23 protein-coding genes and 1 rRNA gene are annotated in these 22,233 nt (G+C 70.3%); 11 read left to right on the top strand and 13 right to left on the bottom strand.

The genetic code is table 11. The annotated features are described in order from the left end of the window. Both rrf and ACIQMV_RS35670 read left to right on the top strand, forming a co-directional pair. Nucleotides 1–82, top strand: a 5S ribosomal RNA gene (gene rrf / locus ACIQMV_RS35675); the annotation flags it as partial. A gap of 68 nt (nucleotides 83–150) precedes the next feature. Then, nucleotides 151–717 (top strand): GNAT family N-acetyltransferase, encoded by a 567-nt coding sequence (locus ACIQMV_RS35670; RefSeq protein ID WP_402597261.1) that lies wholly within the window; start codon nucleotides 151–153, stop codon nucleotides 715–717. A 9-nt stretch (nucleotides 718–726) separates the two neighbouring features. Here ACIQMV_RS35670 and ACIQMV_RS35665 read toward each other — a convergent pair whose 3' ends face one another. The 6 genes from ACIQMV_RS35665 to ACIQMV_RS35640 form a co-directional block, all read right to left on the bottom strand. Next, nucleotides 727–2,313 (bottom strand): type VI secretion protein, encoded by a 1,587-nt coding sequence (locus ACIQMV_RS35665; RefSeq protein WP_402597260.1) that lies wholly within the window; start codon nucleotides 2,311–2,313, stop codon nucleotides 727–729. Nucleotides 2,314–2,326: 13 nt separating this feature from the next. After that, a complete protein-coding gene (locus tag ACIQMV_RS35660; RefSeq protein WP_402597259.1) occupies nucleotides 2,327–3,751 on the bottom strand; it encodes an ATP-binding protein in 1,425 nt (474 codons plus the stop codon). 14 nt (nucleotides 3,752–3,765) lie between these two features. Then, nucleotides 3,766–5,325, bottom strand: coding sequence for an SCO6880 family protein (locus tag ACIQMV_RS35655; RefSeq protein WP_141360027.1), 1,560 nt, complete (start codon nucleotides 5,323–5,325; stop codon nucleotides 3,766–3,768). Then, the gene (locus tag ACIQMV_RS35650; RefSeq protein ID WP_402597258.1) at nucleotides 5,322–6,656 is read right to left on the bottom strand and encodes a hypothetical protein; all 1,335 of its coding nucleotides are present in this window, start codon (nucleotides 6,654–6,656) and stop codon (nucleotides 5,322–5,324) included. The genes ACIQMV_RS35655 and ACIQMV_RS35650 overlap by 4 nt, the downstream gene beginning before the upstream one ends. Then, nucleotides 6,646–7,494 carry a hypothetical protein gene (locus ACIQMV_RS35645; RefSeq protein WP_402597257.1) on the bottom strand — a complete coding sequence of 283 codons (849 nt, stop codon included), beginning with the start codon at nucleotides 7,492–7,494 and terminating at the stop codon, nucleotides 6,646–6,648. The genes ACIQMV_RS35650 and ACIQMV_RS35645 overlap by 11 nt, the downstream gene beginning before the upstream one ends. A gap of 225 nt (nucleotides 7,495–7,719) precedes the next feature. Further along, a complete protein-coding gene (locus tag ACIQMV_RS35640; RefSeq protein ID WP_009189392.1) occupies nucleotides 7,720–8,028 on the bottom strand; it encodes a hypothetical protein in 309 nt (102 codons plus the stop codon). Between the two features lie 468 nt (nucleotides 8,029–8,496). Between ACIQMV_RS35640 and ACIQMV_RS35635 the strand changes: the two genes are divergently transcribed. From ACIQMV_RS35635 to ACIQMV_RS35625, 3 genes are all read left to right on the top strand, one after another. Then, nucleotides 8,497–9,315 carry a trypsin-like serine peptidase gene (locus ACIQMV_RS35635; RefSeq protein WP_402597256.1) on the top strand — a complete coding sequence of 273 codons (819 nt, stop codon included), beginning with the start codon at nucleotides 8,497–8,499 and terminating at the stop codon, nucleotides 9,313–9,315. 133 nt (nucleotides 9,316–9,448) lie between these two features. Then, nucleotides 9,449–10,456 carry a bifunctional lytic transglycosylase/C40 family peptidase gene (locus ACIQMV_RS35630; protein ID WP_172632919.1) on the top strand — a complete coding sequence of 336 codons (1,008 nt, stop codon included), beginning with the start codon at nucleotides 9,449–9,451 and terminating at the stop codon, nucleotides 10,454–10,456. A 249-nt stretch (nucleotides 10,457–10,705) separates the two neighbouring features. Beyond that, nucleotides 10,706–11,416 carry a phosphatase PAP2 family protein gene (locus tag ACIQMV_RS35625; RefSeq protein ID WP_141360032.1) on the top strand — a complete coding sequence of 237 codons (711 nt, stop codon included), beginning with the start codon at nucleotides 10,706–10,708 and terminating at the stop codon, nucleotides 11,414–11,416. A gap of 59 nt (nucleotides 11,417–11,475) precedes the next feature. On the opposite strand, the gene ACIQMV_RS35620 is transcribed toward ACIQMV_RS35625, so the two are convergent. Continuing rightward, complete coding sequence (locus ACIQMV_RS35620; RefSeq protein WP_402597255.1) at nucleotides 11,476–13,053, bottom strand: FAD-binding oxidoreductase; 1,578 nt, start codon at nucleotides 13,051–13,053, stop codon at nucleotides 11,476–11,478. Between the two features lie 444 nt (nucleotides 13,054–13,497). Between ACIQMV_RS35620 and pstS the strand changes: the two genes are divergently transcribed. From pstS to pstB, 4 genes are all read left to right on the top strand, one after another. After that, complete coding sequence (pstS, locus tag ACIQMV_RS35615) at nucleotides 13,498–14,628, top strand: phosphate ABC transporter substrate-binding protein PstS (protein ID WP_402597254.1); 1,131 nt, start codon at nucleotides 13,498–13,500, stop codon at nucleotides 14,626–14,628. 104 nt (nucleotides 14,629–14,732) lie between these two features. After that, the gene (pstC, locus tag ACIQMV_RS35610; RefSeq protein ID WP_141360035.1) at nucleotides 14,733–15,740 is read left to right on the top strand and encodes a phosphate ABC transporter permease subunit PstC; all 1,008 of its coding nucleotides are present in this window, start codon (nucleotides 14,733–14,735) and stop codon (nucleotides 15,738–15,740) included. Then, on the top strand, nucleotides 15,737–16,792 hold the full coding sequence (pstA, locus tag ACIQMV_RS35605; RefSeq protein WP_402597253.1) for a phosphate ABC transporter permease PstA: 1,056 nt from the start codon (nucleotides 15,737–15,739) through the stop codon (nucleotides 16,790–16,792). Before pstC ends, pstA begins: the two co-directional genes overlap by 4 nt. Nucleotides 16,793–16,857: 65 nt before the next feature. Next, nucleotides 16,858–17,634 (top strand): phosphate ABC transporter ATP-binding protein PstB, encoded by a 777-nt coding sequence (gene pstB, locus ACIQMV_RS35600; RefSeq protein ID WP_225074491.1) that lies wholly within the window; start codon nucleotides 16,858–16,860, stop codon nucleotides 17,632–17,634. Between the two features lie 129 nt (nucleotides 17,635–17,763). Here the strand turns inward: pstB and ACIQMV_RS35595 are convergent, their stop codons facing one another. The 3 genes from ACIQMV_RS35595 to ACIQMV_RS35585 are packed head-to-tail and all read right to left on the bottom strand — an operon-like array spanning nucleotide 17,764 to nucleotide 19,622. Continuing rightward, on the bottom strand, nucleotides 17,764–17,964 hold the full coding sequence (locus tag ACIQMV_RS35595) for a DUF5988 family protein (protein ID WP_141360038.1): 201 nt from the start codon (nucleotides 17,962–17,964) through the stop codon (nucleotides 17,764–17,766). Nucleotides 17,965–17,995: 31 nt separating this feature from the next. Further along, the gene (locus tag ACIQMV_RS35590) at nucleotides 17,996–18,994 is read right to left on the bottom strand and encodes an inorganic phosphate transporter (protein ID WP_141360039.1); all 999 of its coding nucleotides are present in this window, start codon (nucleotides 18,992–18,994) and stop codon (nucleotides 17,996–17,998) included. Between the two features lie 7 nt (nucleotides 18,995–19,001). Next, complete coding sequence (locus ACIQMV_RS35585) at nucleotides 19,002–19,622, bottom strand: DUF47 domain-containing protein (protein WP_026252685.1); 621 nt, start codon at nucleotides 19,620–19,622, stop codon at nucleotides 19,002–19,004. Nucleotides 19,623–19,837: 215 nt separating this feature from the next. Here ACIQMV_RS35585 and ACIQMV_RS35580 point away from each other — a divergent pair, with 215 nt between their 5' ends. Further along, nucleotides 19,838–20,191, top strand: a complete 354-nt coding sequence (locus ACIQMV_RS35580; protein ID WP_402597264.1) for a metal-sensitive transcriptional regulator — start codon at nucleotides 19,838–19,840, stop codon at nucleotides 20,189–20,191. A 38-nt stretch (nucleotides 20,192–20,229) separates the two neighbouring features. On the opposite strand, the gene ACIQMV_RS35575 is transcribed toward ACIQMV_RS35580, so the two are convergent. Both ACIQMV_RS35575 and ACIQMV_RS35570 read right to left on the bottom strand, forming a co-directional pair. Continuing rightward, nucleotides 20,230–20,445, bottom strand: coding sequence for a hypothetical protein (locus tag ACIQMV_RS35575; protein WP_402597252.1), 216 nt, complete (start codon nucleotides 20,443–20,445; stop codon nucleotides 20,230–20,232). 119 nt (nucleotides 20,446–20,564) lie between these two features. Further along, nucleotides 20,565–21,365 (bottom strand): hypothetical protein, encoded by an 801-nt coding sequence (locus ACIQMV_RS35570; RefSeq protein WP_253266122.1) that lies wholly within the window; start codon nucleotides 21,363–21,365, stop codon nucleotides 20,565–20,567. Between the two features lie 223 nt (nucleotides 21,366–21,588). Here ACIQMV_RS35570 and ACIQMV_RS35565 point away from each other — a divergent pair, with 223 nt between their 5' ends. Continuing rightward, a complete protein-coding gene (locus ACIQMV_RS35565; protein ID WP_141360042.1) occupies nucleotides 21,589–21,780 on the top strand; it encodes a hypothetical protein in 192 nt (63 codons plus the stop codon). A 14-nt stretch (nucleotides 21,781–21,794) separates the two neighbouring features. Here the strand turns inward: ACIQMV_RS35565 and ACIQMV_RS35560 are convergent, their stop codons facing one another. Further along, the gene (locus ACIQMV_RS35560) at nucleotides 21,795–22,223 is read right to left on the bottom strand and encodes an NUDIX hydrolase (protein ID WP_402597251.1); all 429 of its coding nucleotides are present in this window, start codon (nucleotides 22,221–22,223) and stop codon (nucleotides 21,795–21,797) included. Between the last annotated feature and the right edge of the window lie 10 nt (nucleotides 22,224–22,233).

The following is a 22,233-nucleotide window of genomic DNA, read 5'->3' as shown; positions in this document are numbered from 1 at the left end:
CATTCCGAACCCGGAAGCTAAGCCTCACAGCGCCGATGGTACTGCAGGGGGGACCCTGTGGGAGAGTAGGACGCCGCCGAACAAATTTTAAGAAAGGGCCCACACCGAAAAGGTGTGGGCCCTTTTGTTTTGGTGCATTACCGTGGCCCCATGAGCAGCCCCAGCAGCACCGAGCAGTACGTCGTCCGTGCCGTGCGCACTGAGGAGTGGCCCGCCGCGAAGGCGCTGCGGCTGGTCGCGCTCCAGGACCCGGTGGCCCACCTCGCCTTTCTGGAGACGTACGACGACGCCCTGGCCAGGCCGGACTCGTTCTGGCAGGAGCGGACGGCCGGGGCCGCCGTGGGGTCGGACGACGCCCGGCAGTTCGTCGTGGAGGGGCCGGACGGCGAGTGGGCCGGAACCGTGACCGTGCTCGTGGAGGAGGCCGGCACGACGGACTGGGCCGGGTTTCCGGTCGAGCGGCGGCAGGGACATGTCGTCGGTGTCTACGTGCGGCCCGAGCACCGCGGGTGCGGGCTGACCGAGGTCCTGTTCGACGAGGCTCTCCAATGGGCCTGGGACACCGGCGTGGAACGGGTGCGGCTGATCGTGCACGAGGACAACGGGCGGGCCCTGCGCTTCTACCGCAGGATCGGGTTCCTGCCGAGCGGGGTCACCGTGCCGCTGACGGCCGGTTCGGCGGAGTCCGAGCTGGAGTACGTCGTCGAACGCCCCTGAGGGCCCTGGTCACGCCGGGAGTTCGTCGTGCGGCCAGCGGGCACGTGCCTGCTCGCGGGAGCGGAGCAGGGCCAGCGTGGGCAGCCCCTGGTCGGCTCCGTCGGCCAGCAGCCCCGGGAGTTGGGGCAGCGGGGCGACGGCGGCCACGTCGTCCAGGACGAGTGCGAGTGGTGGGTCGAGGCGACCGGAGGATGACCGTTCGGCCATGCGCCGGCCGCGCTCGACCACGCTTGAGGCGAGTGCCGTCAGGAGGGGCATCGCACCCGGGTTGGTCCGGGGATCCTCGAGGGATTCGCCGACCACATAGAGCGTGCCCCCTTCGTTCACGAAGGAATCCAAGGCGACGGCATCAGTTCGGTTTGGAGTGCAGGCCTCGCGGATGTTCACCGTGAACAGTGAGGCCAGTGCTCGGCTGGTCAACTCCTGGGCGAGGTCCCGCCGTTCGGGGTGCGAGGTGAGTGAGGCCTCCAGCTCGCCGGCCGATCCGGCGGCGGCCTTGGGGTTCGTACGGAGGATTCGCACGGCCTCCTGGACCTGTGTGCCCTGCGCCCAGCGGTGGACGTGGCGGACGGCGCGGCCGTCTATGGCGGCGGCGTGCAGGAAGCTGCGCAGAAGGGTCTCCGCGGTGTCGCCGGTCGCCTGGTCGACCTTGGCGGTGGGGCGTACCGGGGCGAGCAGTGCGGCGGCCCTGGCGGCCGCCGTCGCCTTGTCCTCGCAGCCCGCCGTGGGGGACCAGTGGAGGCGGGCCGGGGTGTCGCAGAGGTGGGCGGGGTCGTAGAGGAGGACCGGGCCCAGCTTGGCCCGGGAGTCCTTCGTGTCCTGCCACAGGGCCGGGTTCGACGTGATGACGAGGGCCGGGCCTGCCGCATCCCGGATCGCCTGCGCCGCGGCCGCCTGCCGGGCCTCTCGCGGTGCGATCAGGACCTTCTCCCGTCCGCCGGCCGGTCCGCCGTGGCTGCCGGCGGCGAAGGGCACGAGGGGCTGTGCGAGGGGTGTCGCGGGTGCCGGCCGGTCCGCGGGCCGCGGTGCCTCGACCGGCTGCAGGGCTTCCACGGTCTGTGGGGCCTCCGTGGGCTGCTGGGCGGCCACGAGCGGCCGTCCGGGCTCCGGGGCCGTCCGCTGGGTGGGGACCTCCTGGGGGACCGGCGCAGGCACCTCCTGGGGTTCCGGCGCCGCCGTCCGTTCCCGGGCCGCCTCTCTCTCCGCCCGCCTGCGTGCTCTCCCGGCTCTCCACCGGGCCACCGTGCCCAGCACGAACACGGTCAGCACGAACAGCACCATCAACTGGCCGATGAACAGGCCCCAGAACAGTCCGTACCCCGACAGCCGCTCCGGTGCGGTGTCCGGCCAGGCGCCGGGGATGTCGTGCGGGTCGGCGATGAGGTGGCGCATCGCCATCGGTGTGCGGGTGAAGGCGACCCCGGAGGGCCAGGAGCCGTTGGCGAACAGGCCGGCGAGTCCGGTGGCCGTCCACACCAGCAGGGTCATGCCGAGCAGGAAGGCCAGGACGCCGACCAGCAGGCTGTCGGGAACGCCGCCCTGGCCGTCCCGCCGGCCCTGGCGGCCCTGTCCGTGGTCGCGGTCGTCCGGTCTCACGCGTGCGTCCCCTCTAGGCCACCGTCGACTCCGAGGAGCCGTCCAGGTTGGCGATGTGCTGTCCCATGTAGGTCGCCGCCCGCTCCTCGGCCTCCAACTCCGCGGCGCGCAGGGTGTCGTCGGCGAGGCGGTCGCTGGAGGACTCCGTCATGGCGCGGTCGGTGAACACCAGCGGTCGTTCGGTCTCGGTGACCAGGTGTTTGACCACCTGGACATTGCCGTTGACGTCCCACACCGCGATACCGGGCGTCAGGGTCGGGATGATCTCGACCGCCCACCTGGGCAGGCCGAGCACCCGTCCCGTCGCTCTCGCCTCGTCCGCCTTCTGGGCGTAGATCGTCCTGGTGGAGGCCATCTTCAGGATCGCTGCGGCCTCCTTGGCCGCCGCTCCGTCCACCACGTCGGACAGGTGGTGGACGACGGCCACGAACGACAGACCCAGCCGGCGGCCGAACTTCAGCAGCCGCTGGAACAGCTGGGCCACGAACGGGCTGTTGATGATGTGCCAGGCCTCCTCGACCAGGAAGATGCGCTTCTTGCGGTCGGGGCGGATCCAGGTGTGCTCCAGCCACACGCCGACGATCGCCATCAGGATCGGCATGGCGATGGAGTTGCGGTCGATGTGGGACAGGTCGAAGACGATCAGGGGCGCGTCCAGGTCGATGCCGACCGTGGTGGGGCCGTCGAACATGCCGCGCAGGTCGCCGTCGACCAGGCGGTCCAGGACCAGTGCCACGTCCAGGCCCCAGGCCCGTACGTCGTCTATGGCGACGTTCATCGCCTCGGCCGACTCCGGTTCGGGGTGCCGGAGTTGCTCGACGATGTCCGACAGCACCGGCTGGCGTTCCACGATCGTCTCGTTGACGTACGCGTGGGCGACCTTCAGCGCGAAGCCGGAGCGCTCGTCCAGGCCGTGGCCCATCGCGACCTCGATGATGGTCCGCAGCAGCGCCAGCTGGCCCGTGGTCGTGATCGACGGGTCCAGGGGGTTGAGCCGGATGCCGTGGTCCAGGGCCGCCATCGGGTCCAGCCGGATCGGCGTTATCCCCAGCTCCTCCGCGATGAGGTTCCACTCGCCCACCCCGTCCTCGCCCTGGGCGTCCAGGACGACGACCTGGCGGTCGCGGAAGCGGAGCTGGCGCAGGACGTAGGTCTTCTCCAGCGCCGACTTGCCGTTGCCGGACTCGCCGAGGACCAGCCAGTGCGGCGCGGGGAGTTGCTGGCCGTACAGCTGGAAGGGGTCGTAGATGTAGCCCTTCCCGGAGTACACCTCGCGCCCGATGATGACGCCCGAGTCGCCCAGGCCCGGCGCGGCGGTGGGCAGGTAGACCGCCTGGGCCTGGCCCGTGGACGTTCTCACCGGCAGCCGGGTCGTCTCCACCTTCCCGAACAGGAAGGATGTGAAGGCGTCCGTGAGTGCGGTCAGCGGGTCCCGCATCAGAGCATCAGCCCCTACCGTCGGATTCCGGTGGCGAACGGAAGCGTGTTCACGAAGGCGCGGTGGTGCTCGCGGTCGCACCACTCCAGTTTCAGGTAGGACTTCCCGGCCGAGGCTCTGATCGTCCGCTTGTCGCGGGCCAGGGACTCGGGGGAGCGGGAGGACACGGTGATCCAGCCGACCAGGTTGACGCCGGCCGCGCCGCTGGCGAGGTCCTCGCCGCGCTGGTCGAGGCGGCTGTGGGCGGCCACGTCGCGCGGGTCCACGGTGCGGTTCATCTTCGCGGCGCGGCTGGCCTCGGCGACGTCGTTGGTCTTCTCGGTCAGCATGCGCTCGATGGCGACCTCGGTGGGTTCGAGGTCCATCGTGACGGCGACGGTGCGGATGACGTCCGGGGTGTGGACGAGGAGGGGCGCGAGGAAGTTCACGCCGACCGGGGTCATCGGCCACTCCTTGACCCACGCGGTGGCGTGGCACCAGGGTTCGCGGGTCGCCGACTCGCGGGTCTTGGCCTGGAGGTACGTCGGCTCCATGGCGTCCAGTTCGGCCGGCCAGGCGTTGCGCTTGGTCATCGCCTGGATGTGGTCGATGGGGTGGTCCGGGTCGTACATGGAGTGGATCAGCGAGGCCAGCCGTCCCTGACCGAGCGGCTGCCGTACGCGGATGTCGGCTTCCTGGAGCCGGGAGCAGATGTCGGTCAGCTCGCGGGCCATGACCACCGCGAGTCCGGCGTCCCGGTCCAGTTTGCGGCCCGCCTGGGGCCGGGCGGCCCGCGCCATGGCGTGGGCCTCGGCGGCGAGTTCGCGGGTGTAGTGCATGCAGGCGACGAGGTAGGCGCGGTGCTGCTCGCTGCTGGTGGACACCATGGACTGCAGTTGGTCGTAGGACCCCTGGAGCCACTGCGGCGCCCGCTCGTCGCCGCGTACGGTGACGTCCTTGGCGTGGGCGTCGGGGTCGGCGGGGAGGGTGCGGGCGAGCATCTGCAGGCGGGTGACGAAGCCGTCGCCGTTGGCCACGTGCTTGAGCAGGGTGCCGAAGCGGTCGACGAGGGCCTCCTGGTCCTCGGAGTCACGCAGGCCGACGCCGGGGCCCTCGATCTCGATGGCGGCGGTGACCGTCTTGCGGTCGGCGTGCAGCAGTACGGCGATCTCGTCCGGTCCGAACGGCGCGGCGAGCCAGGTGATCCGGCCGATGCCGGGCGGCGGACCGATCTCGACCTCCCGGCCGTCCAGGTCCGTTCCGGCCTCCATCACGCCCGAGCGGTAGACGGCGGCGCTCTTGACGGTGCGCTTGTAACTGCGGTTGATCTCGAACCACTTGTAGAACGTGCGGTGCCGGTACGGCAGGTAGACCGCGGCCAGCGACAGCAGCGGGAAACCGGTCAGCAGCACGATGCGCAGGGGCAGCACCGGGACCAGCAGGCCGCACATCATGCCGATGAACGCGCCCGCGATGATCAGGACGATCTCACCGGTCTCGCGGTTGCGGCCGACGATCGCGTTCGGCCGGGCGCGGCCGATCAGATATGTACGGCGGGGCGTGACCGTGTGGGACACATGGGAATCGGTCGTCAACGCCCTTCACCTCCCGTGCGGTTGGTACTGCTCTTGCGGGTGCTTCCGGCGTGGGGGGAGTTCACCGGGCTGGGTGCGCGGGGAGCGGGCGCGGCGGAGGGGACAGATCCGCCGCCGCCGTCCGGGACGCGCGCGCTGTGCGCGGCGACGCCGCCGGAGACCGGGTTGGCCGGGCGCGCGGACGACTGGCCGCCGCCACCGCCGTTGCTGTCGGCCCGCGTGCTGTGGGTCTTGATGCCCTGCGCGACCAGGCTGGCCGGGGAGCTGATGACCGCGGCGGCCTTGCCCTCGGCGCCCTGCATGATGCGGTTGTTGCGGCCGGCCGCGATCTCGTCGCCGAAGCCCGGGACGAACCGGTAGATCATGGCGCTGGCGAAGATGGCCAGCAGGATGATCGCGAGGCCGGAGACGACCGCGGAGAAGGCGCCGGGTCCGTTGTCGCCCGAGGACAGCGCGCCGGCGAGCCCGAGCACGATCACGATGACCGGTTTCACCAGGATCACCGCGATCATGATTCCGGCCCAGCGGCGTACGTGCCCCCACAGGTTCTTGTCGACCAGCCCGGCGTAGACGACGGTGCCGAGCAGGGCGCCGACGTACAGCAGGGCGGCGCGGATGACGAGTTCCAGCCAGAGCACGCCGGCGGCGAGGATGGAGACCAGGGAGACGACTATCAGCATGATCGGCCCGCCGCCGATGTTCTCGCCCTTGGCGAGCGCGGCGGAGAACGTGCCGAAGAAGGTGCCGGCCTGATCGCCGGTCGCCTTGGCGAGGACGTCGGAGACGCCGTCGGTGGCCGAGACGACCGTGTAGAGGATCAGCGGGGTGAAGGCCGAGGCGAGCACGGTCAGCCAAAGGAAGCCGACGGCCTCGGAGATGGCGGTGGTCAGCGGCACGCCGCGCACGGCCCGCTTGGCCACGGCCAGCAGCCAGAGCAACAGCGTGAGCACGGTCGACGCGGCGAACACGACCGCGTACTGCTGGAGGAACTTCTGGTTGGTGAAGTCGACGTTCGCGGTCTCCTGCACGGCCTTGCTGAGCTTGGTGACGGTCCAGGAGGCGGCGTCGGCACAGCCCTTGGCGAGGGAGGAGAGGGGGTCGAGGGTGGAGGTGGGGTCGGGGGCCCGGGAACCACCGTCGCTGGGGCTGTTGCCACGCTCGCAGTACTGCCTGGCCCGGCCGACGATGAGGTCGCAGTGGTTGTCGCTCGGCGACGGCGTCGGGCTGGGTGAGGGCGCGGCGACGGCACGGGTGGCCAACAACACGACCGACGTCTGCACGGCTGCCACGGCTCCGGTGAGCTTGAGCAGGTGCTGCTTGCTACCGGGCATACGTGAACCCTCCGTACTCTTCGATGGCCTTGCGGATCTCGTCGGAGGTGGCGGCCTTGTCGTCACCGGGGACCGGGGCGGGGCCGTCCTTCTGCGAGTCGGAGACGATCTTCCAGTCGCCTCTCGACCACTGGAGTTCGAACGTCCACGTCTTCCACGACGAGGTGACCGGGTCGGTGGAGGTCTCCGCGGACATGCCGATCAGTCCCATGTACCAGACCGCGATCTCGGCGCCGCTGTCGCTGTACTGCTTCACGGTGGTGCCCACCGGGACCACGCGTGAGACGAACGTGCTGCCGGTGGGCGGGTTGCCTTCGGCGTCCAGGCCCATCCGGTTGAGGAAGTCAGCCGAGTAGGCCTGGTCCATGGGTCCTTGGAGCCTGGCTGCCGCGTCGGGGGTGTAGAGGAGGTCCAGGAGGGTGTGCCGGGTGTCCTTCTTGAACATGCCGGTCGAGCCGAGGGCCACGGCGTAGTTCGCGGCAGCGCTCTGCGCCCCCTGTTCGTCGTGTGCGAACCCCGACGGGATCCCGCCCGTCTTCGTCTGCACCGGCTGTTTGCCGGTCGCCGCGGTCGCCGCCGCCTTCGGCTTGTCGGCGTTGCCGCCGGCGGCGGGGGCGCGGCCTCCCGAGCGGTTCGCGAAGGCGATCGCGGCGATGAGCAGGACGACCACGGCGACCACCGTGATCAGGCTGCGCGAGGACGAGCGGCCGCCGCGCCGCGCGCCGCCGTAGGGGTCGCCGGGCCGGTCCGGGAGCCGGGTGCGGGTCTGCCCGCCCGCGTACGGTCCGTCGTCGGCGCGCGCCGAATCGCCGTACCCGTGCCCGTCTGAGCGACTCATGCCCCTTCCGCCCCCTCGACCTCGTACCGGAATGCGTGGAAGTACGACGGTAGCCGTGCTGGTTCCCGCGTGGACGCGGTGTGGTGACTCGACATCAGGGAAACGCAACCTCGGCCGGTGGGCACGGTGGGTGGGTAGGGGCAGCGGGGGCACCGGGCGCGCCCGGAGGGTCCGACCGGCGGTGCGCACGGAGCACCGTGCGCGGCATGCGCGGGTGTGCGCCGGTTACACGGCCATGCCGTACACGATGGTGAAGAGCGTGCCGAGCGAGCCGATGATGAACACGCCCGTCAGACCGGCGATGATCAGGCCCTTGCCCTGTTCGGCGCTGAACGTGTCGCGCAGGGCCGTGGCGCCGATGCGCTGCTTGGCGGCGCCCCAGACGGCGATGCCGAGGCAGAGCAGGATGGCCACGGCCATCACCACCTCGATCATCACCTTCGCCTCGTTGCCCAGGCTGCCGAAGGGGCCCCAGTTCGGAGCGATCCCGCCGATGATGGTGTTGATGTCTCCCTTGTCGGCCGCAAAGAGCATGTAAGTCACCGCCCCTGTTGGGTAGTTCCGCGTCCCCTGCCCTCGTGCAGAGGTCAGGCCCATTCTCGCCGACAATGACGCCGCCGTATGTCGACTTGGCGGCATTGCCTGGTGGGTTTCGTACGTATGGTCACTCTGTGTATCACGGCAGGTCACGCCGGGCAATGAAGTCCGAGCGCAACCCGTGGTGTGGTTCCGTCGTTGACGTTTCTTCCGTGCCGGTACGGTTTCTGACGACCAGTCGGGTGAGCGGTCGTCCGTGGCCGATGGTCTCACGCTTTTCCGCGGCGGCACCGCGTTCGCATGTCCGCCGGTTCCGGCGTCGAGCGGGCCGTCGAGCGGGATGCTCCGGGAGGGACAAGTCGGGAGGTGGTGTGAGGCCGGTCATACGATGAACGGGCGTTTCACAGGAGAATCTCAGGGAAGTCGGGGTCCGATTCTCACCCTCGTCCATCACAGTGGAGCCTGATGAAGCGCACCACAGGTATCAAGAGCACCGCTGATCGCGCACGTCCCGGGCATCGCCGGGCACGTGCGCGGGCGTTGTTCGCCGTGCTGGTGCTGCTGGCGGCGACCTCCGCTTCCGTCGCGGCCGCGCACGACGGGCCCGGCCGGCACGGGGCGAGCGGGCCGCTCGGAGTGACTGCCGTCACGTCGAAGACCCCGCGGAGCGCCCGGGTCGGGGCGCTGTTCGGCGCGGACAAGGCGGGCGACCTCGCGGGCAACCACTTCTGCACGGCCTCGGTGGTGCACAGCCCCCGCCGGAACCTCGTCGTCACCGCCGCCCACTGCCTGAGCGGGGACTCCGGCCTGGTGTTCGTGCCGGGGTACCGGGACGGCCGGGCGCCCTACGGCGTGTGGACGGTCGAGCGTCGCTTCCTGCCCGACGACTGGTCCGCGCACCAGGACGAGGACAGCGACATGGCCTTCGCCGTGGTCGCCCCGCAGGGCGGCAAGGGTGTCGAGGACGTCGTTGGTGCCAACCGCCTCGTCACCGGGGCGTCGACCGGGGCGACCACGGTCACCGTCACCGGCTACCCGGACTCCCTTGAGGTGCCCATCAGCTGCACCAACAGGCCGAAGGCCCACAGCGGCACCCAGCAGCGCATCGACTGCCCGGAGTTCACCGGCGGCACCAGCGGCAGTCCGTGGATCAACGCGCACCAGGAGGTCGTCGGCGTGCTCGGCGGCCACGAGGCGGGCGGCTCGACGGCGGACACCTCGTACAGCGTGGTCCTCGGGGCCGGCGCGGCGGAGCTCTACAAGCACGCGTCCGCCGATCCCTGATCCGCGCCGCGCTCCCGGCGGGGTCGCACGGCGACCGGCCGCCGTGCTGCCCTGCGCCCGTGTGTGATCACCTCAAAAGCGCGGCGGGCACCTCTACACTGTCGACGGCGGACTCCCGTGTGACGAGGGGCGGTTGACGGTGCGTAAGGCATGGATCGTGGCGGCCGCCGCCGCCGCTTCCGGGCTCAGCTTCGTCACCTTGCTCGTCGTCGGCGTGTACGTCGTCGCGGGGGACATTTCGGGCGGGGCGGGCGGCGGGTCCGTGGGGCTCGCCAAGGGCGCCGTGCCGGCCGCGTACCAGTCCCTCGTGCAGAGGTGGGGCAACCTCTGCCCCGCGATCAACCCGGCTTTGCTGGCTGCCCAGTTGTACCAGGAGAGCGGGTTCAACCCGAACGCCAGGAGCCCCGCCGCGGCGCAGGGGATAGCGCAGTTCATCCCGAGCACCTGGGCCACGCACGGCATCGACGGCGACGGCGACGGGAAGGCGGACGTCTGGAACCCCAACGACGCGATTCCGTCGGCAGCGTCCTACGACTGCGAACTCGCGTCGTACGTCAAGGACGTGCCGGGCGACGTGACCCACAACATGCTCGCCGCCTACAACGCCGGGGCCTACGCGGTGATCAAGTACGGCGGCGTGCCGCCGTACGCGGAGACCCGGAACTACGTGAAGACGATCACGACCCTGGAGAAGAGCTTCGCCGCCCCCGTCACCCGCGTCGATCCCTCCAAACAGGCCGCCGTGGCCATCTCCTTCGCGCAGAGCAAGCTCGGCACGCGTTATCTGTGGGGCGGGAACGGCACCGCTGAGCAGGGCGGACGGTTCGACTGCTCGGGGCTGACCAAGGCCGCCTACGAGAGCGTGGGGGTCACGCTGCCGCGGGTCGCCAACGACCAGTACAACGCCGGTCCCCATCCCAAGCGGGACGAACTGCTGCCGGGGGATCTGGTGTTCTTCTCCGACGATCCGACCAACTCGCGGGCCATCCGGCACGTCGGCATCTACGTCGGTGGCGGGTACATGATCGACGCGCCGAGACCGGGCGCCGTGATCCGCTTCGATCCCATCGACACACCCGACTACTTCGGGGCCACCAGGGTCACCGAGGACGGCGCGAAGGCGCTCCCCACCGCGGTGTGAACGGGCGCTGAGCCAACTCCCTGAGCTGCGGCGACGAGTCTCTCTTCGATAACGTCTGCGTGATCATTCGGTGGAGTGCGGAACGCATCCATCAGGGTCGTGCGTTGGTGTTCACGTAGCCAAGTGCGCGTCCGGTGGTGTGTGTGTCCTACGCGCGCGCAGCGGAAGCGGATCCACGACCACGGGGGTGGGCAGGGGCGGCGCACGCCGGGTGTGCCCGCGACGACACGACGAAGGGGCCTCAGCAGGATGGCTGGACTCGCCGAATCCGGGTCGAACCCCGACGTCGACCTGCTCTACGACATCAACAGCCTGGCCAAGGACGCGCCGCGCTGGTTCGACCGGGTCATGGAGTACGTCGGTGAGTACGGGCTGCTGCTCGCCATGGTGCTGCTCGTGCTGTGGTGCTGGTGGTCCGTGCGGCGCCGGGGCGGCGAGGGGGCGGCGTCCGCCGTCGCCGCGCTGGTGTGGGCGCCGCTGGCGGCCGGTCTCGCGGTGCTCGTGAACGTGCCGATAAGGGGTTTCGTGCAGCGGCCCCGGCCCTTCCTGGACCATCAGGGGCTGGATGTCCTGGTGCAGGGGAAGGCCGACTACTCCTTCGTGAGCGATCACGCGACGATCACCATGGCGATGGCGGTCGCGCTGTTCGTCGTCGACCGGCGCTTCGGCCTGGTGGGGATCGGGCTGGCACTGCTCGAGGGGTTCTGCCGGGTGTACATGGGCGTGCACTACCCGACGGACGTGGTCGGCGGGTTCGCGCTGGGTACGGCTGTCGCGCTGCTGCTCTCCCCGCCGGCCATGGCTCTGCTCACGCCGCTGCTCAAGGCGGTCGAGGGGTCGGCGTGGGGCGGCCGGCTGGTGCGCGCGCGGGGTGCCGGTGCCGGTGCGGGCGGCGCGGTGGTCTCCGACCGCCCCTCCGAGGAGCGGGCGTCGTCGGAGGAGCGGGACCTGGCGGCGTAGCCGGGCGCCCCGGCGCCCGCCGCGGCACCTCGGCGGTACGGCCCGTCCGCGGCCGGGTCTCACAGGCCCTGCGGGTACGAGAAGAAGTCCTGCGGGTCGTACTGGTGCTTCAGCTTGGTCAGACGGGCCGCCGCGTCGCCGTAGTAGGCCGTGCGCCAGTTCCTGAGAGTGGGGTCGCTGTAGTTCTGGTAGGCCGCGCCTGAGGCGTAGGGCCGCATGGCGTTGTGCGCCGACGTCAGCCAGGACTGGGCCGCCGAGCCGGTGGTGCCCGGGCGCCAGGAGGCGACGTACTGGGCCAGCATGCGGGAGCGGCGGTGGACGAAGGCCGTCGCCGTCGGGGAGACCCGGTTGACCGCCCCGCCGAGCGCGGTGAACGCGATGCTTCCCGCGCCGCCCCGCACCGAGCGCAGCTGGGCCAGCAGCGTCTGGATGCCGGCCGAGGACAGGGAGTGGTCGAAGAAGTCCGAGCGGGCCGCGTAGGTCTCGCGGCGGAGCTTGCCCTGCGGGGAGCGGCCGGGAGTTGTGCCCGGCAGGTGGCACTGGGCGTCCACCGGGAAGGACGAGCAGCCGGCGTAGGCCTCCATGGCCTGCTCGAAGGAGTGGCGCCTGAGCGACACGCTCGACGCCGGGGCGCCGATCGCCGCGGCCAGGCGGTCCACCGCGTTCTGCAACGCGCCGTAGGTGCCCAGGGAGAAGGCGGCCACGGACACGGTGGGCGTGCCGCCGGCCGTGTTCTCCAGGTGCAGGGACGACCAGATCTCGTCCGGCTGGCTGGGCCCCCAGTCCTGCCAGGCCTTCACGACCGCCGCCGCCTTCGCCCACGGCCATTTCAGGTACGCCGATACGGCCTGGGGTGCGGGGTGGGTCCTGAACACCAGTTCGGTGACGACGCCGAAGTTGCCGTTGCCCGCGCCGCGCAGCGCCCAGAACAGGTCCTTGTTCCGGGTGGCGTCGGCCGTCAGCTGCCTGCCGTCCGCGGTGATGAGGGTGGCCCGGGTCAGGCTGTCGCAGGTCAGGCCGTAGGCGCGGGCGACGACTCCGTGGCCGCCGCCGAGGACCAGGCCGGAGATGCCCACGGTCGGGCAGGAGCCGCCGGGGATCGTCACGCCCTTCGCGGTGAGCGCGCGGTAGATGTCGATGAGCTTGGCGCCGGCGCCGATCACCGCCGAGGAGCCGCTCGCCCGGATCCGACTGAGCCTGGAGACGTCGATGATCAGCCGGCCGTCGCCGGAGGACCAGCCTCCGTAGGAGTGGCCGCCGTTGCGGACGGCGACGCGGACGTGGTGGGCGTGGGCGTAGGACAGGACCGTCCGGACGTCCTCGGCGTGGGCCACGTACGCGACCGCGGCGGGCTTGAGGCTGTCGAAGCGGGTGTTGTAGAGCTGCTTGGCGGTCGTCCAGGAGGCGTCGCCGGGGCGGACCAGGGTGCCGTCCAGGGAGCGGGCGAGCGCTGCCCAGCCGGCCACGGCCGGGGGGCTGGTGGTTCTCGGCGCCGTACTCGCGGCGGGGGTGCCGGAGACCGCCGACATCCCCGTGGCGGTGGTCCGGGACGTCACCCCGCCCCTGCCGCTGCACGCGCTCGTCGCGATCGCGGCGACCGCTGCCGCGCCGCCCCCCAGGAAAGTCCGTCGTTCCATGCCCGCACCTCCTGTCGTTCCTGTGGAACGAGACGACGAGGTGGCCCGGAGGGTTCCGGGGAACCACGCCGCAGGACTGCCACAGTACGGCGGTCGGGGCGTCACCGACACGCGAGCGCGGGGCGTATCAGTCGCGCGGGCCGCCGGCGCGGTGCAGTCTGCGGGGAGGGGAACACGGCGGACTCCCCGGTGTCCGGCGCGCCCCCGTGTCCGTGGCGACCGGCCTTCCGGCCATGTCTCCTCCGTGGCCTCGACGTAAGCATTCCGTGACCTCACCGCACTGTCGGCAGGGGTTCACCCCGCGTTCACTTCCGGCAATCGGCGGCTTCACCTGTTCTGCCTAATTTCGGCCTTACCCGGTGCTGATGCGCAGGTCGGTGCATCGGTGTCGCTCACACCCTCGCACGCCGCCGGACAGGACGGCGGCTCTTGGAAGGAACTCAAGTGAAGCTTCAGCGCAAGACCCGGCGGGCACTCGCTCTCGGCGCACTCGCCGTCTCCGGCGCCCTGGCCCTCACGGCGTGCGGCTCCGACGACACCGGTGGCAAGAACAACGCCGGCAGCGACAGCAGCACCGCGGCCTCCAACAGCTCCATCAAGTGCGACGACGCCAAGGGCCAGCTGCTCGCCGACGGCTCCTCGGCGCAGAAGAACGCGATCGACGCCTGGGTGAAGCAGTTCAGCCAGGCCTGTGGCGTGCAGATCAACTACAAGGGCGGCGGCTCCGGCGCCGGTGTCACGGCGTTCACTCAGGGCCAGGTGGCCTTCGCGGGTTCCGACTCGGCGCTGAAGCCCGAAGAGGTCACCGCCTCCCAGAAGGTCTGCACCGATGGCGGTCAGGGCATCGACCTGCCGATGGTCGGCGGCCCGATCGCGCTCGGCTACAACGTCCCGGGCGTGGACAACCTGGTCCTCGACGCTCCCACCCTGGCGAAGATCTTCGACAGCAAGATCAAGAACTGGGACGACGCGGCGATCAAGAAGCTGAACCCCGACGCCAAGCTGCCCAACCTCAAGATCCAGGCGTTCCACCGCTCGGACGAGTCCGGCACCACGGACAACTTCACCAAGTACCTGAAGGCCGCCACCCCCGCGAACTGGAAGTACGAGGGCGGCAAGGCCTGGCAGGCCAAGGGCGGCCAGGCGGCTCCGCAGTCCTCCGGTGTGGCCCAGCAGGTGAAGCAGACCGACGGCGCGATCGGCTACTTCGAGCTGTCGTACGCCAAGGACATGCCCACGGTCGACATCAACACGGGTGCCGCGACCCCGGTCAAGGCCACCGTCGAGAACGCCACCAAGGCCATCGCGGACGCCAAGGTCATCGGCACCGGCAGCGACCTGGCGCTGCAGCTGAACTACAACACCAAGGCCGAGGGTGCCTACCCGATGGTCCTGGTCACGTACGAGATCGTCTGCGACAAGGGCAACAAGGCCGACACCCTGCCGGCCACCAAGGCGTTCCTGCGCTACATCGCCAGCGAGGAGGGCCAGAACATCCTCACCGAGAACGACTACGCGCCGATCCCTGACGCGATCATCAGCAAGGTCCGTACCACCATCGACGGCCTGAGCTGATCCGAGTGCGGCCCGGTCCCCCAGCGGGGGCCGGGCCGCACCGTCCGGTGCACCGCCGCCAGGAGCCGTACGCCCGCGTACGTCTCCGCAGACCGGAGATCCCGATGGACATATCAACGCATACGACAGGCGCCGACGCGCCTTCCCCCCAGCCCGCCGAGGCCGAGCAGAAGCGTGCCGCCCGCGGCGCCACCCGTCCCGGAGACCGGATCTTCCTCGGTCTCACCCGTGGGTCGGGCATCCTGCTGCTGGTCGTCATGGCCGCGATCGCGGTCTTCCTCACCTACCGTGCCTCCCTGGCGATCAGCAAGGACCACGGCAACTTCCTGACCACCTTCGAGTGGAACACCAGCCTTCAGCCGCCGGTCTTCGGCATCGCCGTGCTGGCCTTCGGCACGGTGGTCTCCTCGATCATCGCCATGGTCATCGCCGTCCCCGTCGCGGTCGCCATCGCGCTCTTCCTCACGCACTACGCCCCGCGCCGGCTGAGCGGTCCCATCGCCTACGTGGTCGACCTGCTCGCCGCCGTGCCGTCCATCGTGTACGGCCTGTGGGGCGCGCTGATGCTGGTCCCGCACCTGGACGGCCTGTTCGGCTGGCTGAACGACTACCTCGGCTGGACCGGCGTCTTCTCGTGGGAGGGCGGTGCCCCCCGCTCGATGCTCACCGTCGGCATCCTGCTGGCGATCATGATCCTGCCGATCATCACCAACGTCAGCCGTGAGGTCTTCCGTCAGGTCCCGCGGATGCACGAGGAGGCGGCCCTGGCCCTCGGCGCCACGCGCTGGGAGGTCATCCGCATGTCGGTGCTGCCCTTCGGGCGGTCCGGCGTGATCTCCGCCTCGATGCTCGGTCTCGGCCGTGCGCTCGGAGAGACGATGGCCGTCGCCACCGTGCTCTCCCCGGACTTCCTCATCCACGGCAGCCTGCTCGACCCGGGCGGCGGCACCTTCGCCCAGAACATCGCCAGCAAGTTCAGCGAGGCGACGGAGTACGGCCGTGACGCCCTGATCGCCTCCGGTCTGGTCCTGTTCGTCATCACTCTGCTGGTCAACGGCGCGGCCCGTCTGATCATCGCCCGCCGCAAGGACTACTCGGGGGCCAACGCATGAGCCACGCAGCCATCGCCGACAAGCGCTCCAGCAGTCTGCGCGGCGCCAGCCTGCCCAAGTGGTCCCCGTGGGCCATCGCCCTCGGCTCGCTCGTCGTCGCGGTCCTCATCGGTCTGGTGGGCGGCCTCCACAGCCGCGTCCAGTGGGGGCTGATCGCCGCGATCCTCTTCGTCCTCGGTACGTACGGCATCGCGGCACGCGTCGAGGGCCGTCGCCAGGCCAAGGACCGGGTCGCGACCAGCCTCGTCTGGGTCGCGTTCCTGCTCGCCCTGGTGCCGCTGGTCTCCCTGGTCTGGACGACCGTCCAGCGCGGTGTGAAGGTCCTGGACGGCTACTTCCTGACCCACTCGATGGGCCTGGTCGCCGACACCGAGCCGGGCGGCGGCATCTACCACGCCATCATCGGCAGCCTCGAGCAGGTCGGTCTCGCCACCCTGATCGGCGCGCCGGTCGGTGTGCTCACCGCGATCTACCTGGTGGAGTACGGGAGCGGCAGGAGGCTCGCCAAGGCCATCACCTTCTTCGTCGACGTGATGACCGGCATCCCGTCGATCGTCGCGGGCCTGTTCATCCTCAGCCTGATGCTGATCTTCAAGATGCAGCCGTTCGGCTTCGCCGGATCGCTGGCCCTGGCCATCCTGATGATGCCCGTCGTGGTCCGCTCCACGGAGGAGATGCTCAAGCTCGTACCGAACGAGCTGCGTGAGGCGTCCCTCGCCCTGGGCGTGCCGAAGTGGCGCACGATCCTGCGGGTGGTCCTGCCGACCTCCATCGGCGGCATCACGACCGGCATCGTGCTGGCCATCGCCCGTATCGCCGGTGAGACCGCCCCCGTGCTGCTGCTGGTCTTCGGCAACCCCTTCATCAACACGAACCCCTTCGAGGGGGCGCAGTCCTCGCTGCCGCTGTACATCTACCAGCAGTACGCGAACAGCGCGGGCTCGGGCGCGGCGTACGACCGTGCGTGGGCGGCCTCGCTCACCCTCATCGCCTTCGTGATGATCCTCAACCTCGTGGCCCGCGGCATCGCCCGCTGGAAGGCCCCCCGTTAACGATCTGCGGCTGCTGCCGCGCGGGGCCTGTCAGCGACCCCCGGACTTTTGGAAGTGAAGTAGTCATGGCCAAGCGAATCGATGTCAGCGGGCTCACCGCCTACTACGGCGCCCACAAGGCGATCGAGGACATCTCGATGACGATCGAGCCGCGCTCGGTGACGGCGTTCATCGGCCCCTCCGGCTGCGGCAAGTCGACGTTCCTGCGCACCCTCAACCGTATGCACGAGGTCACCCCGGGCGGCCGGGTCGAGGGCAAGGTGCTCCTGGACGAGGAGGACCTGTACGGCGCCGGGGTCGACCCGGTGGCCGTGCGGCGCGAGGTGGGCATGGTCTTCCAGCGCCCGAACCCCTTCCCCACCATGTCGATCTTCGACAACGTGGCGGCGGGACTGCGGCTGAACGGCAACTACCGCAAGAGCGAGCTGAGTGACATCGTCGAGAAGTCGCTCAAGGGCGCCAACCTCTGGAACGAGGTCAAGGACCGCCTGAACAAGCCCGGCTCGGGCCTCTCCGGCGGTCAGCAGCAGCGTCTGTGCATCGCCCGCGCCATCGCGGTCGAGCCGAAGGTGCTGCTCATGGACGAGCCCTGCTCCGCCCTCGACCCGATCTCCACGCTCGCCATCGAGGACCTGATCGGCGAGCTGAAGGAACGCTTCACGATCGTCATCGTGACGCACAACATGCAGCAGGCGGCGCGCGTCTCGGACCGCACGGCGTTCTTCAACCTGGCGGCCGTGGGCAAGCCGGGCCGGCTGATCGAGATCGACGAGACCGAGCGGATCTTCTCCAACCCGTCCGTGCAGGCGACCGAGGACTACATCTCCGGCCGCTTCGGCTAGACCGCCGGTCCCCCCGGATCCCTCGCGGTGCTGCATGGCGGTGCCACCGCGAGGACGCAGAAGGGCCCGCCCCCGGCTCCCGGGGGCGGGCCCGCGCGATTTCACCGGCCGGGGTGCGCGCCCGGCCGCTCACTCGGCGACTTCGGTGCGCTCCCACCACTGGTAGACGGTGACGTGTCCTTCCTTGCTGTCCTCGTGGCGCGAGGTGACCTTGTAGTGCTCGTATCCCCCGAGGTGCGGGATCTTCAGTTCCTGTCCGGGAGGGACCACCGGCACCACGGTGCCCGCGAGGTCCTCCGGCCCGCCTTCGAGGAGTGCCTTGCTCGTCATGGTTCCAGTGTCACCACACCGGGCCCGGCTGCTACAGGAACGCCAGTCTGATCAGCCAGAAGGCGCAAGCGGCCACGATCGCCGCGGCCGGCATGGTGATGAACCAGCCCAGGACGATGTTCTTCGCCACGCCCCAGCGGACGGCGTTGACCCGCTTCGTCGCGCCCACACCCATGATCGCCGAGGTGATGACGTGGGTCGTGGAGATCGGCGCCTTGAAGAGGTACGCCGTGGCGAACATGATCGACGCGCCGGTCGTCTCGGCGGCGAAGCCCTGCGGCGGGTCCAGTTCGATGATTTTGCGGCCCAGGGTGCGCATGATGCGCCAGCCGCCCGCGTAGGTGCCCAGCGACAGCATGAGCGCGGAGACCAGTTTCACCCACACCGGGATCGGGTCGCCGTACGTCTCGACGCCGCCGATGACCAGCGCCATCACCACGACACCCATGGTCTTCTGGGCGTCCTGCAGACCGTGCCCGAGGGCCATGCCGGCCGCCGACACCGTCTGCGCTATGCGGAAGCCGCGCTTGGCCTTGTGCGGGTTGGTGCGGCGGAAGATCCACATGATCGCCGTCATGACCAGGTAGCCGACGATCAGGCCGATCACCGGCGACAGGAACATCGGAGTGACGATCTTGTCGAGCACCCCGGACCAGTACACCGTCGTACCGCCCGCGAGGGCCGCGCCCACCATGCCGCCGAACAGGGCGTGCGAGGAGGACGAAGGAAGGCCGAAGTACCAGGTGACCAGGTTCCAGACGATGGCCCCGAGCAGGGCCGAGAAGAGGATGCCCATCCCCTTGCCGCCGGTGGGCGTCTGGATCAGGCCCTCGCTGACGGTCTTGGCGACCCCGCTGCCGAGGAAGGCGCCGGCGAGGTTCATCACCGCGGCCATCGCCAGCGCGGCGCGCGGGGTGAGCGCCCGGGTCGACACGGAGGTCGCGATGGCGTTGGCGGAGTCGTGGAAGCCGTTGGTGTAGGCGAAGCCGAGTGCGACCAGAATGGTCAGGATCAGAGCGAAGGTGTCCATGGACGCCTCAGGACTCCTTGACCGCGATGGTCTCCACCGTGTTCGCCACGTGCTCGAAGGCGTCCGCGGCTTCCTCCAGCACGTCCACGATCTGCTTGAGCTTCAGCACCTCGATCGCGTCGTACTTGCCGTTGAACAGGTGGGCGAGCAGCTTGCGGTGGATCTGGTCCGCCTGGTTCTCCAGGCGGTTCACCTCGATCCAGTACTCGGTGAGGTTGTCCATGGTCCGCAGATGCGGCATGGCCTCCGCCGTCAGCTCCGCCGCCCTGGCCAGAACCTCGATCTGCTGCTCGACGCCCTTGGGCAGTTCCTCGACGTTGTAGAGGACGACCAGGTCGACGGCCTCCTCCATGAAGTCCATGATGTCGTCGAGGGACGACGCGAGGGAGTAGATGTCCTCGCGGTCGAAGGGCGTGATGAACGAGGAGTTCAGCTGGTGGAAGATCGCATGCGTGGCGTCGTCACCTGCGTGTTCCGCGGCCCGCATACGCTCTGCGATCTCGGCCCGGGCGGAAGCGTCCGCCCCGAGCAGTTCCATCAGGAGTTTCGAGCCCGTGACGATGTTGTCCGCGGACGCGGCGAACATGTCGTAGAAGCTCGTCTCCCTGGGGGTCAGACGAAAGCGCACGTGGGGTCCTCGGGGTGCTTCGGTTCGGGTCAGGGTGATGTTAAGCGCATCATCCGGCCACGGCTAAGGGGCCGTCCCCCAGTGTCGCCCATGAGCCCCCGTGCTCGGCACGGGGGCATGCCAAGGCTGCTGCCGCCCGGCAGAATTCGTTACGATATACCCGCCAGGGGTATGTCTCCTCGGTGTGTACCGAGAATTCCGAGAGCGAGGACGCGATGACGACCACCGAGGCCGGCGCGACGGCGACCTCCGAGAACGTGAGCGGAATCACCGGACACGAGCCCGTCACGCACGGTTACCACAAGCAGAAGGACGAGCACCTCAAGCGGCTCCGCCGGATCGAGGGCCAGATCCGCGGGCTCCAGCGGATGGTCGACGAGGACGTCTACTGCATCGACATACTCACCCAGGTGTCCGCCTCCACGAAGGCTCTCCAGTCCTTCGCCCTGCAACTGCTGGAGGAGCACCTGCGGCACTGCGTCGCCGACGCGGCCCTCGAGGGCGGGGCGGAGATCGACGCGAAGGTGGAGGAGGCCACGAAGGCGATCGGGCGGCTGCTGCGCACCTGAGGCTCACCGGTCCGGGCGGCTGCCGGGGTGCGTGGGGCTCACCTGCCGGGAGGCTTCCGGCGGGCCCCCGGCGTCTTCCGGCCCGTGCCGGACTCGCGCTCCTCGGCCACCCGCAGCACCTCGTCGATGCTCTCCAGGCTGAGCCGCTCGTCGGCGGCCGAGGCCGCGATGATCAACTCGCCGCACAGCTCTATCTCGGCGAGGGCCACGTGGTCCTGGACTGCCGTACCGCCGAGCGGAGCCACGCGCGTCACCTCTTCCCTGCCGTCTGCCGCTGCCGACTTCCTAGGGTAGGGAGCGGCCTGCGCGCGGCGCATGGCACCAAAGGGCTAGTTCGCCGGTCATTTCTCGGCCCATTCGGGTCCGTCCCGGCTCACTCCTCGGCGATCCGCCCGGTGTAGATGTCCTGCGGCCGCGGAAGCGTCACGGTCACCGGCGTCCCGAAGGCGTACAGCAGCGTCGTGGAGAAGACGGCGACGGTGCGTCCCAGCTGCCCGTTGACGAAGGCGAAGCTCTGCCGGAGCTTGCGGATGCGGCCGTGGTCGTCGAGGTAGACGTCGAAGGGGACCGAGCTCGTGGCGAACCCTTTCGCCGCCGCGTTCAGCGCCTCCTCGTCGGCCGCGGTGGCGCTCTTCGCCGCCAGGGCGAGATCGGCGGTGCCCCGGTAGTGCCGGACCGGGACTCCCGCGACCTCGGTCCTCTCCACGTACGTGGCCGTGCGCGTGCCGCGCAGCACCTCGGCGGCGGCGAACGGGTCGGTGGCGCCGCCGGTGACCAGGTTGCCGTCGACGAGCGTGGCCGTGTCCACCCGCACCCACTTGTCGGCCGGGACGCCCGCTCCCCGGTTCTTCATGAACAGGGCACCCGGTGCGAGGAGCTCGGTGATCGGCACGTGCTCGGCGGCCCCGGCCGGGTCCTGCGGCAGCACCAGCGTCAGCCGCCCGCGCTGCCCGCGGAAGTCGTAGCCGCCCTCGCCGCGGATCGTCACACGGGTCCCGCCGGTGGCCATCTCCATCGACGTACGGGCCTGCGCGCTGCCCGCCTCCAGCAGCACGTCCGGCGCCTGGCGCAGGGTCTGCACCGGATCGGTCGCGGCGCGCGCGTCCTCGGCGGCCGCGCCGCCGCCGGAGCATCCGGTGACGCACGCGCCGGCCAGGACGGCTGCCGCAAGCACCGCGCCGCCCCTTCCGGCCCGCGCGCCCGGCCCCACCCGAGCACGAGCAGGAGGGACACCCAGCCGCCGCCGCACCGCCATCGCCCTGCCCACCCCCAGCTGTTACGTCCGTCACGGGCCCTGCCGTCCGGTCAACGACGAGTGGGTGGCCCCCGTCACGCACGCACCCGATCCACAGGAGCCGGTAACGCCCCGTTCACCTGACGTGGGTACGTTTGTCGACGTGGTGCAGCATGAGGGCCTGAGCCCCGCCCAGGAGGACCGTAGGAGCAGGGACGCCGTGGGACACCGTGCGACGACCGTCGAACAGGGCCGTTTCTGCCTGGCCCGCTGCACCTGCGGCTGGCGCGGGCCGGCCCGCCGGGCCCGCAGCCTGGCCCGCACGGACGCGCTGGGGCACGAGGGCGGCGCCTGACCGCACCGGCGCGCTCAGCCCTGGCGCAGGGCCGCCCCCAGTTCGTCCGCCAGCTCACGGTCGCGGAACTGGGTCAGCCGGTTCCGGGCTTCGGCCGGGGACAGCCACAGGACGCGGTCCACCTCCTTGTTGGGGGTGAAGCGTCCCGCGATGGCCTCGGCGGCCCAGTAGCGGACCTGTTTGGGCCGGCCGCCCGCCATGTAGGTCACGGTGCTCAGCTCGACGCCGGCGACGGCGACGAAGCCCGTCTCCTCCGCCACCTCGCGCAGGGCGCCCGCCAGCGGGTCCTCACCGCGCTTGAGCTTGCCCTTGGGGTGGGACCAGTCGTCGTACTTCGGCCGGTGGACCAGGCACAGCCGGAGCGTGCCGTCCAGCGGCGAGCGGCGCCACAGCACGCAGCCGGCCGCCAGGACGGGCGTGTCGTTCGGGTCGAGATCGGTCACCGGTGTTCAC

Origin of the sequence: Streptomyces sp. NPDC091412, assembly GCF_044756885.1 — a bacterium.
In the GTDB taxonomy this organism is placed as follows: domain Bacteria; phylum Actinomycetota; class Actinomycetes; order Streptomycetales; family Streptomycetaceae; genus Streptomyces.
This window is presented reverse-complemented; position numbering and strand designations above follow the sequence as displayed.

Bases quoted from the DNA above. Each gene is read 5' to 3' on its own strand.
- pstA (WP_402597253.1), top strand. From the start codon at position 15,737: ATGAGCCACGCAGCCATCGCCGACAAGCGCTCCAGCAGTCTGCGCGGC.
- ACIQMV_RS35640 (WP_009189392.1), bottom strand. From the start codon at position 8,028: ATGCTCTTTGCGGCCGACAAGGGAGACATCAACACCATCATCGGCGGG.
- ACIQMV_RS35660 (WP_402597259.1), bottom strand. From the start codon at position 3,751: ATGCGGGACCCGCTGACCGCACTCACGGACGCCTTCACATCCTTCCTG.
- ACIQMV_RS35580 (WP_402597264.1), top strand. From the start codon at position 19,838: ATGACGACCACCGAGGCCGGCGCGACGGCGACCTCCGAGAACGTGAGC.
- pstC (WP_141360035.1), top strand. From the start codon at position 14,733: ATGGACATATCAACGCATACGACAGGCGCCGACGCGCCTTCCCCCCAG.
- ACIQMV_RS35595 (WP_141360038.1), bottom strand. From the start codon at position 17,964: ATGACGAGCAAGGCACTCCTCGAAGGCGGGCCGGAGGACCTCGCGGGC.
- ACIQMV_RS35670 (WP_402597261.1), top strand. From the start codon at position 151: ATGAGCAGCCCCAGCAGCACCGAGCAGTACGTCGTCCGTGCCGTGCGC.
- pstB (WP_225074491.1), top strand. From the start codon at position 16,858: ATGGCCAAGCGAATCGATGTCAGCGGGCTCACCGCCTACTACGGCGCC.
- ACIQMV_RS35650 (WP_402597258.1), bottom strand. From the start codon at position 6,656: ATGCCCGGTAGCAAGCAGCACCTGCTCAAGCTCACCGGAGCCGTGGCA.
- ACIQMV_RS35625 (WP_141360032.1), top strand. From the start codon at position 10,706: ATGGCTGGACTCGCCGAATCCGGGTCGAACCCCGACGTCGACCTGCTC.
- ACIQMV_RS35635 (WP_402597256.1), top strand. From the start codon at position 8,497: ATGAAGCGCACCACAGGTATCAAGAGCACCGCTGATCGCGCACGTCCC.
- ACIQMV_RS35620 (WP_402597255.1), bottom strand. From the start codon at position 13,053: ATGGAACGACGGACTTTCCTGGGGGGCGGCGCGGCAGCGGTCGCCGCG.
- ACIQMV_RS35645 (WP_402597257.1), bottom strand. From the start codon at position 7,494: ATGAGTCGCTCAGACGGGCACGGGTACGGCGATTCGGCGCGCGCCGAC.
- ACIQMV_RS35590 (WP_141360039.1), bottom strand. From the start codon at position 18,994: ATGGACACCTTCGCTCTGATCCTGACCATTCTGGTCGCACTCGGCTTC.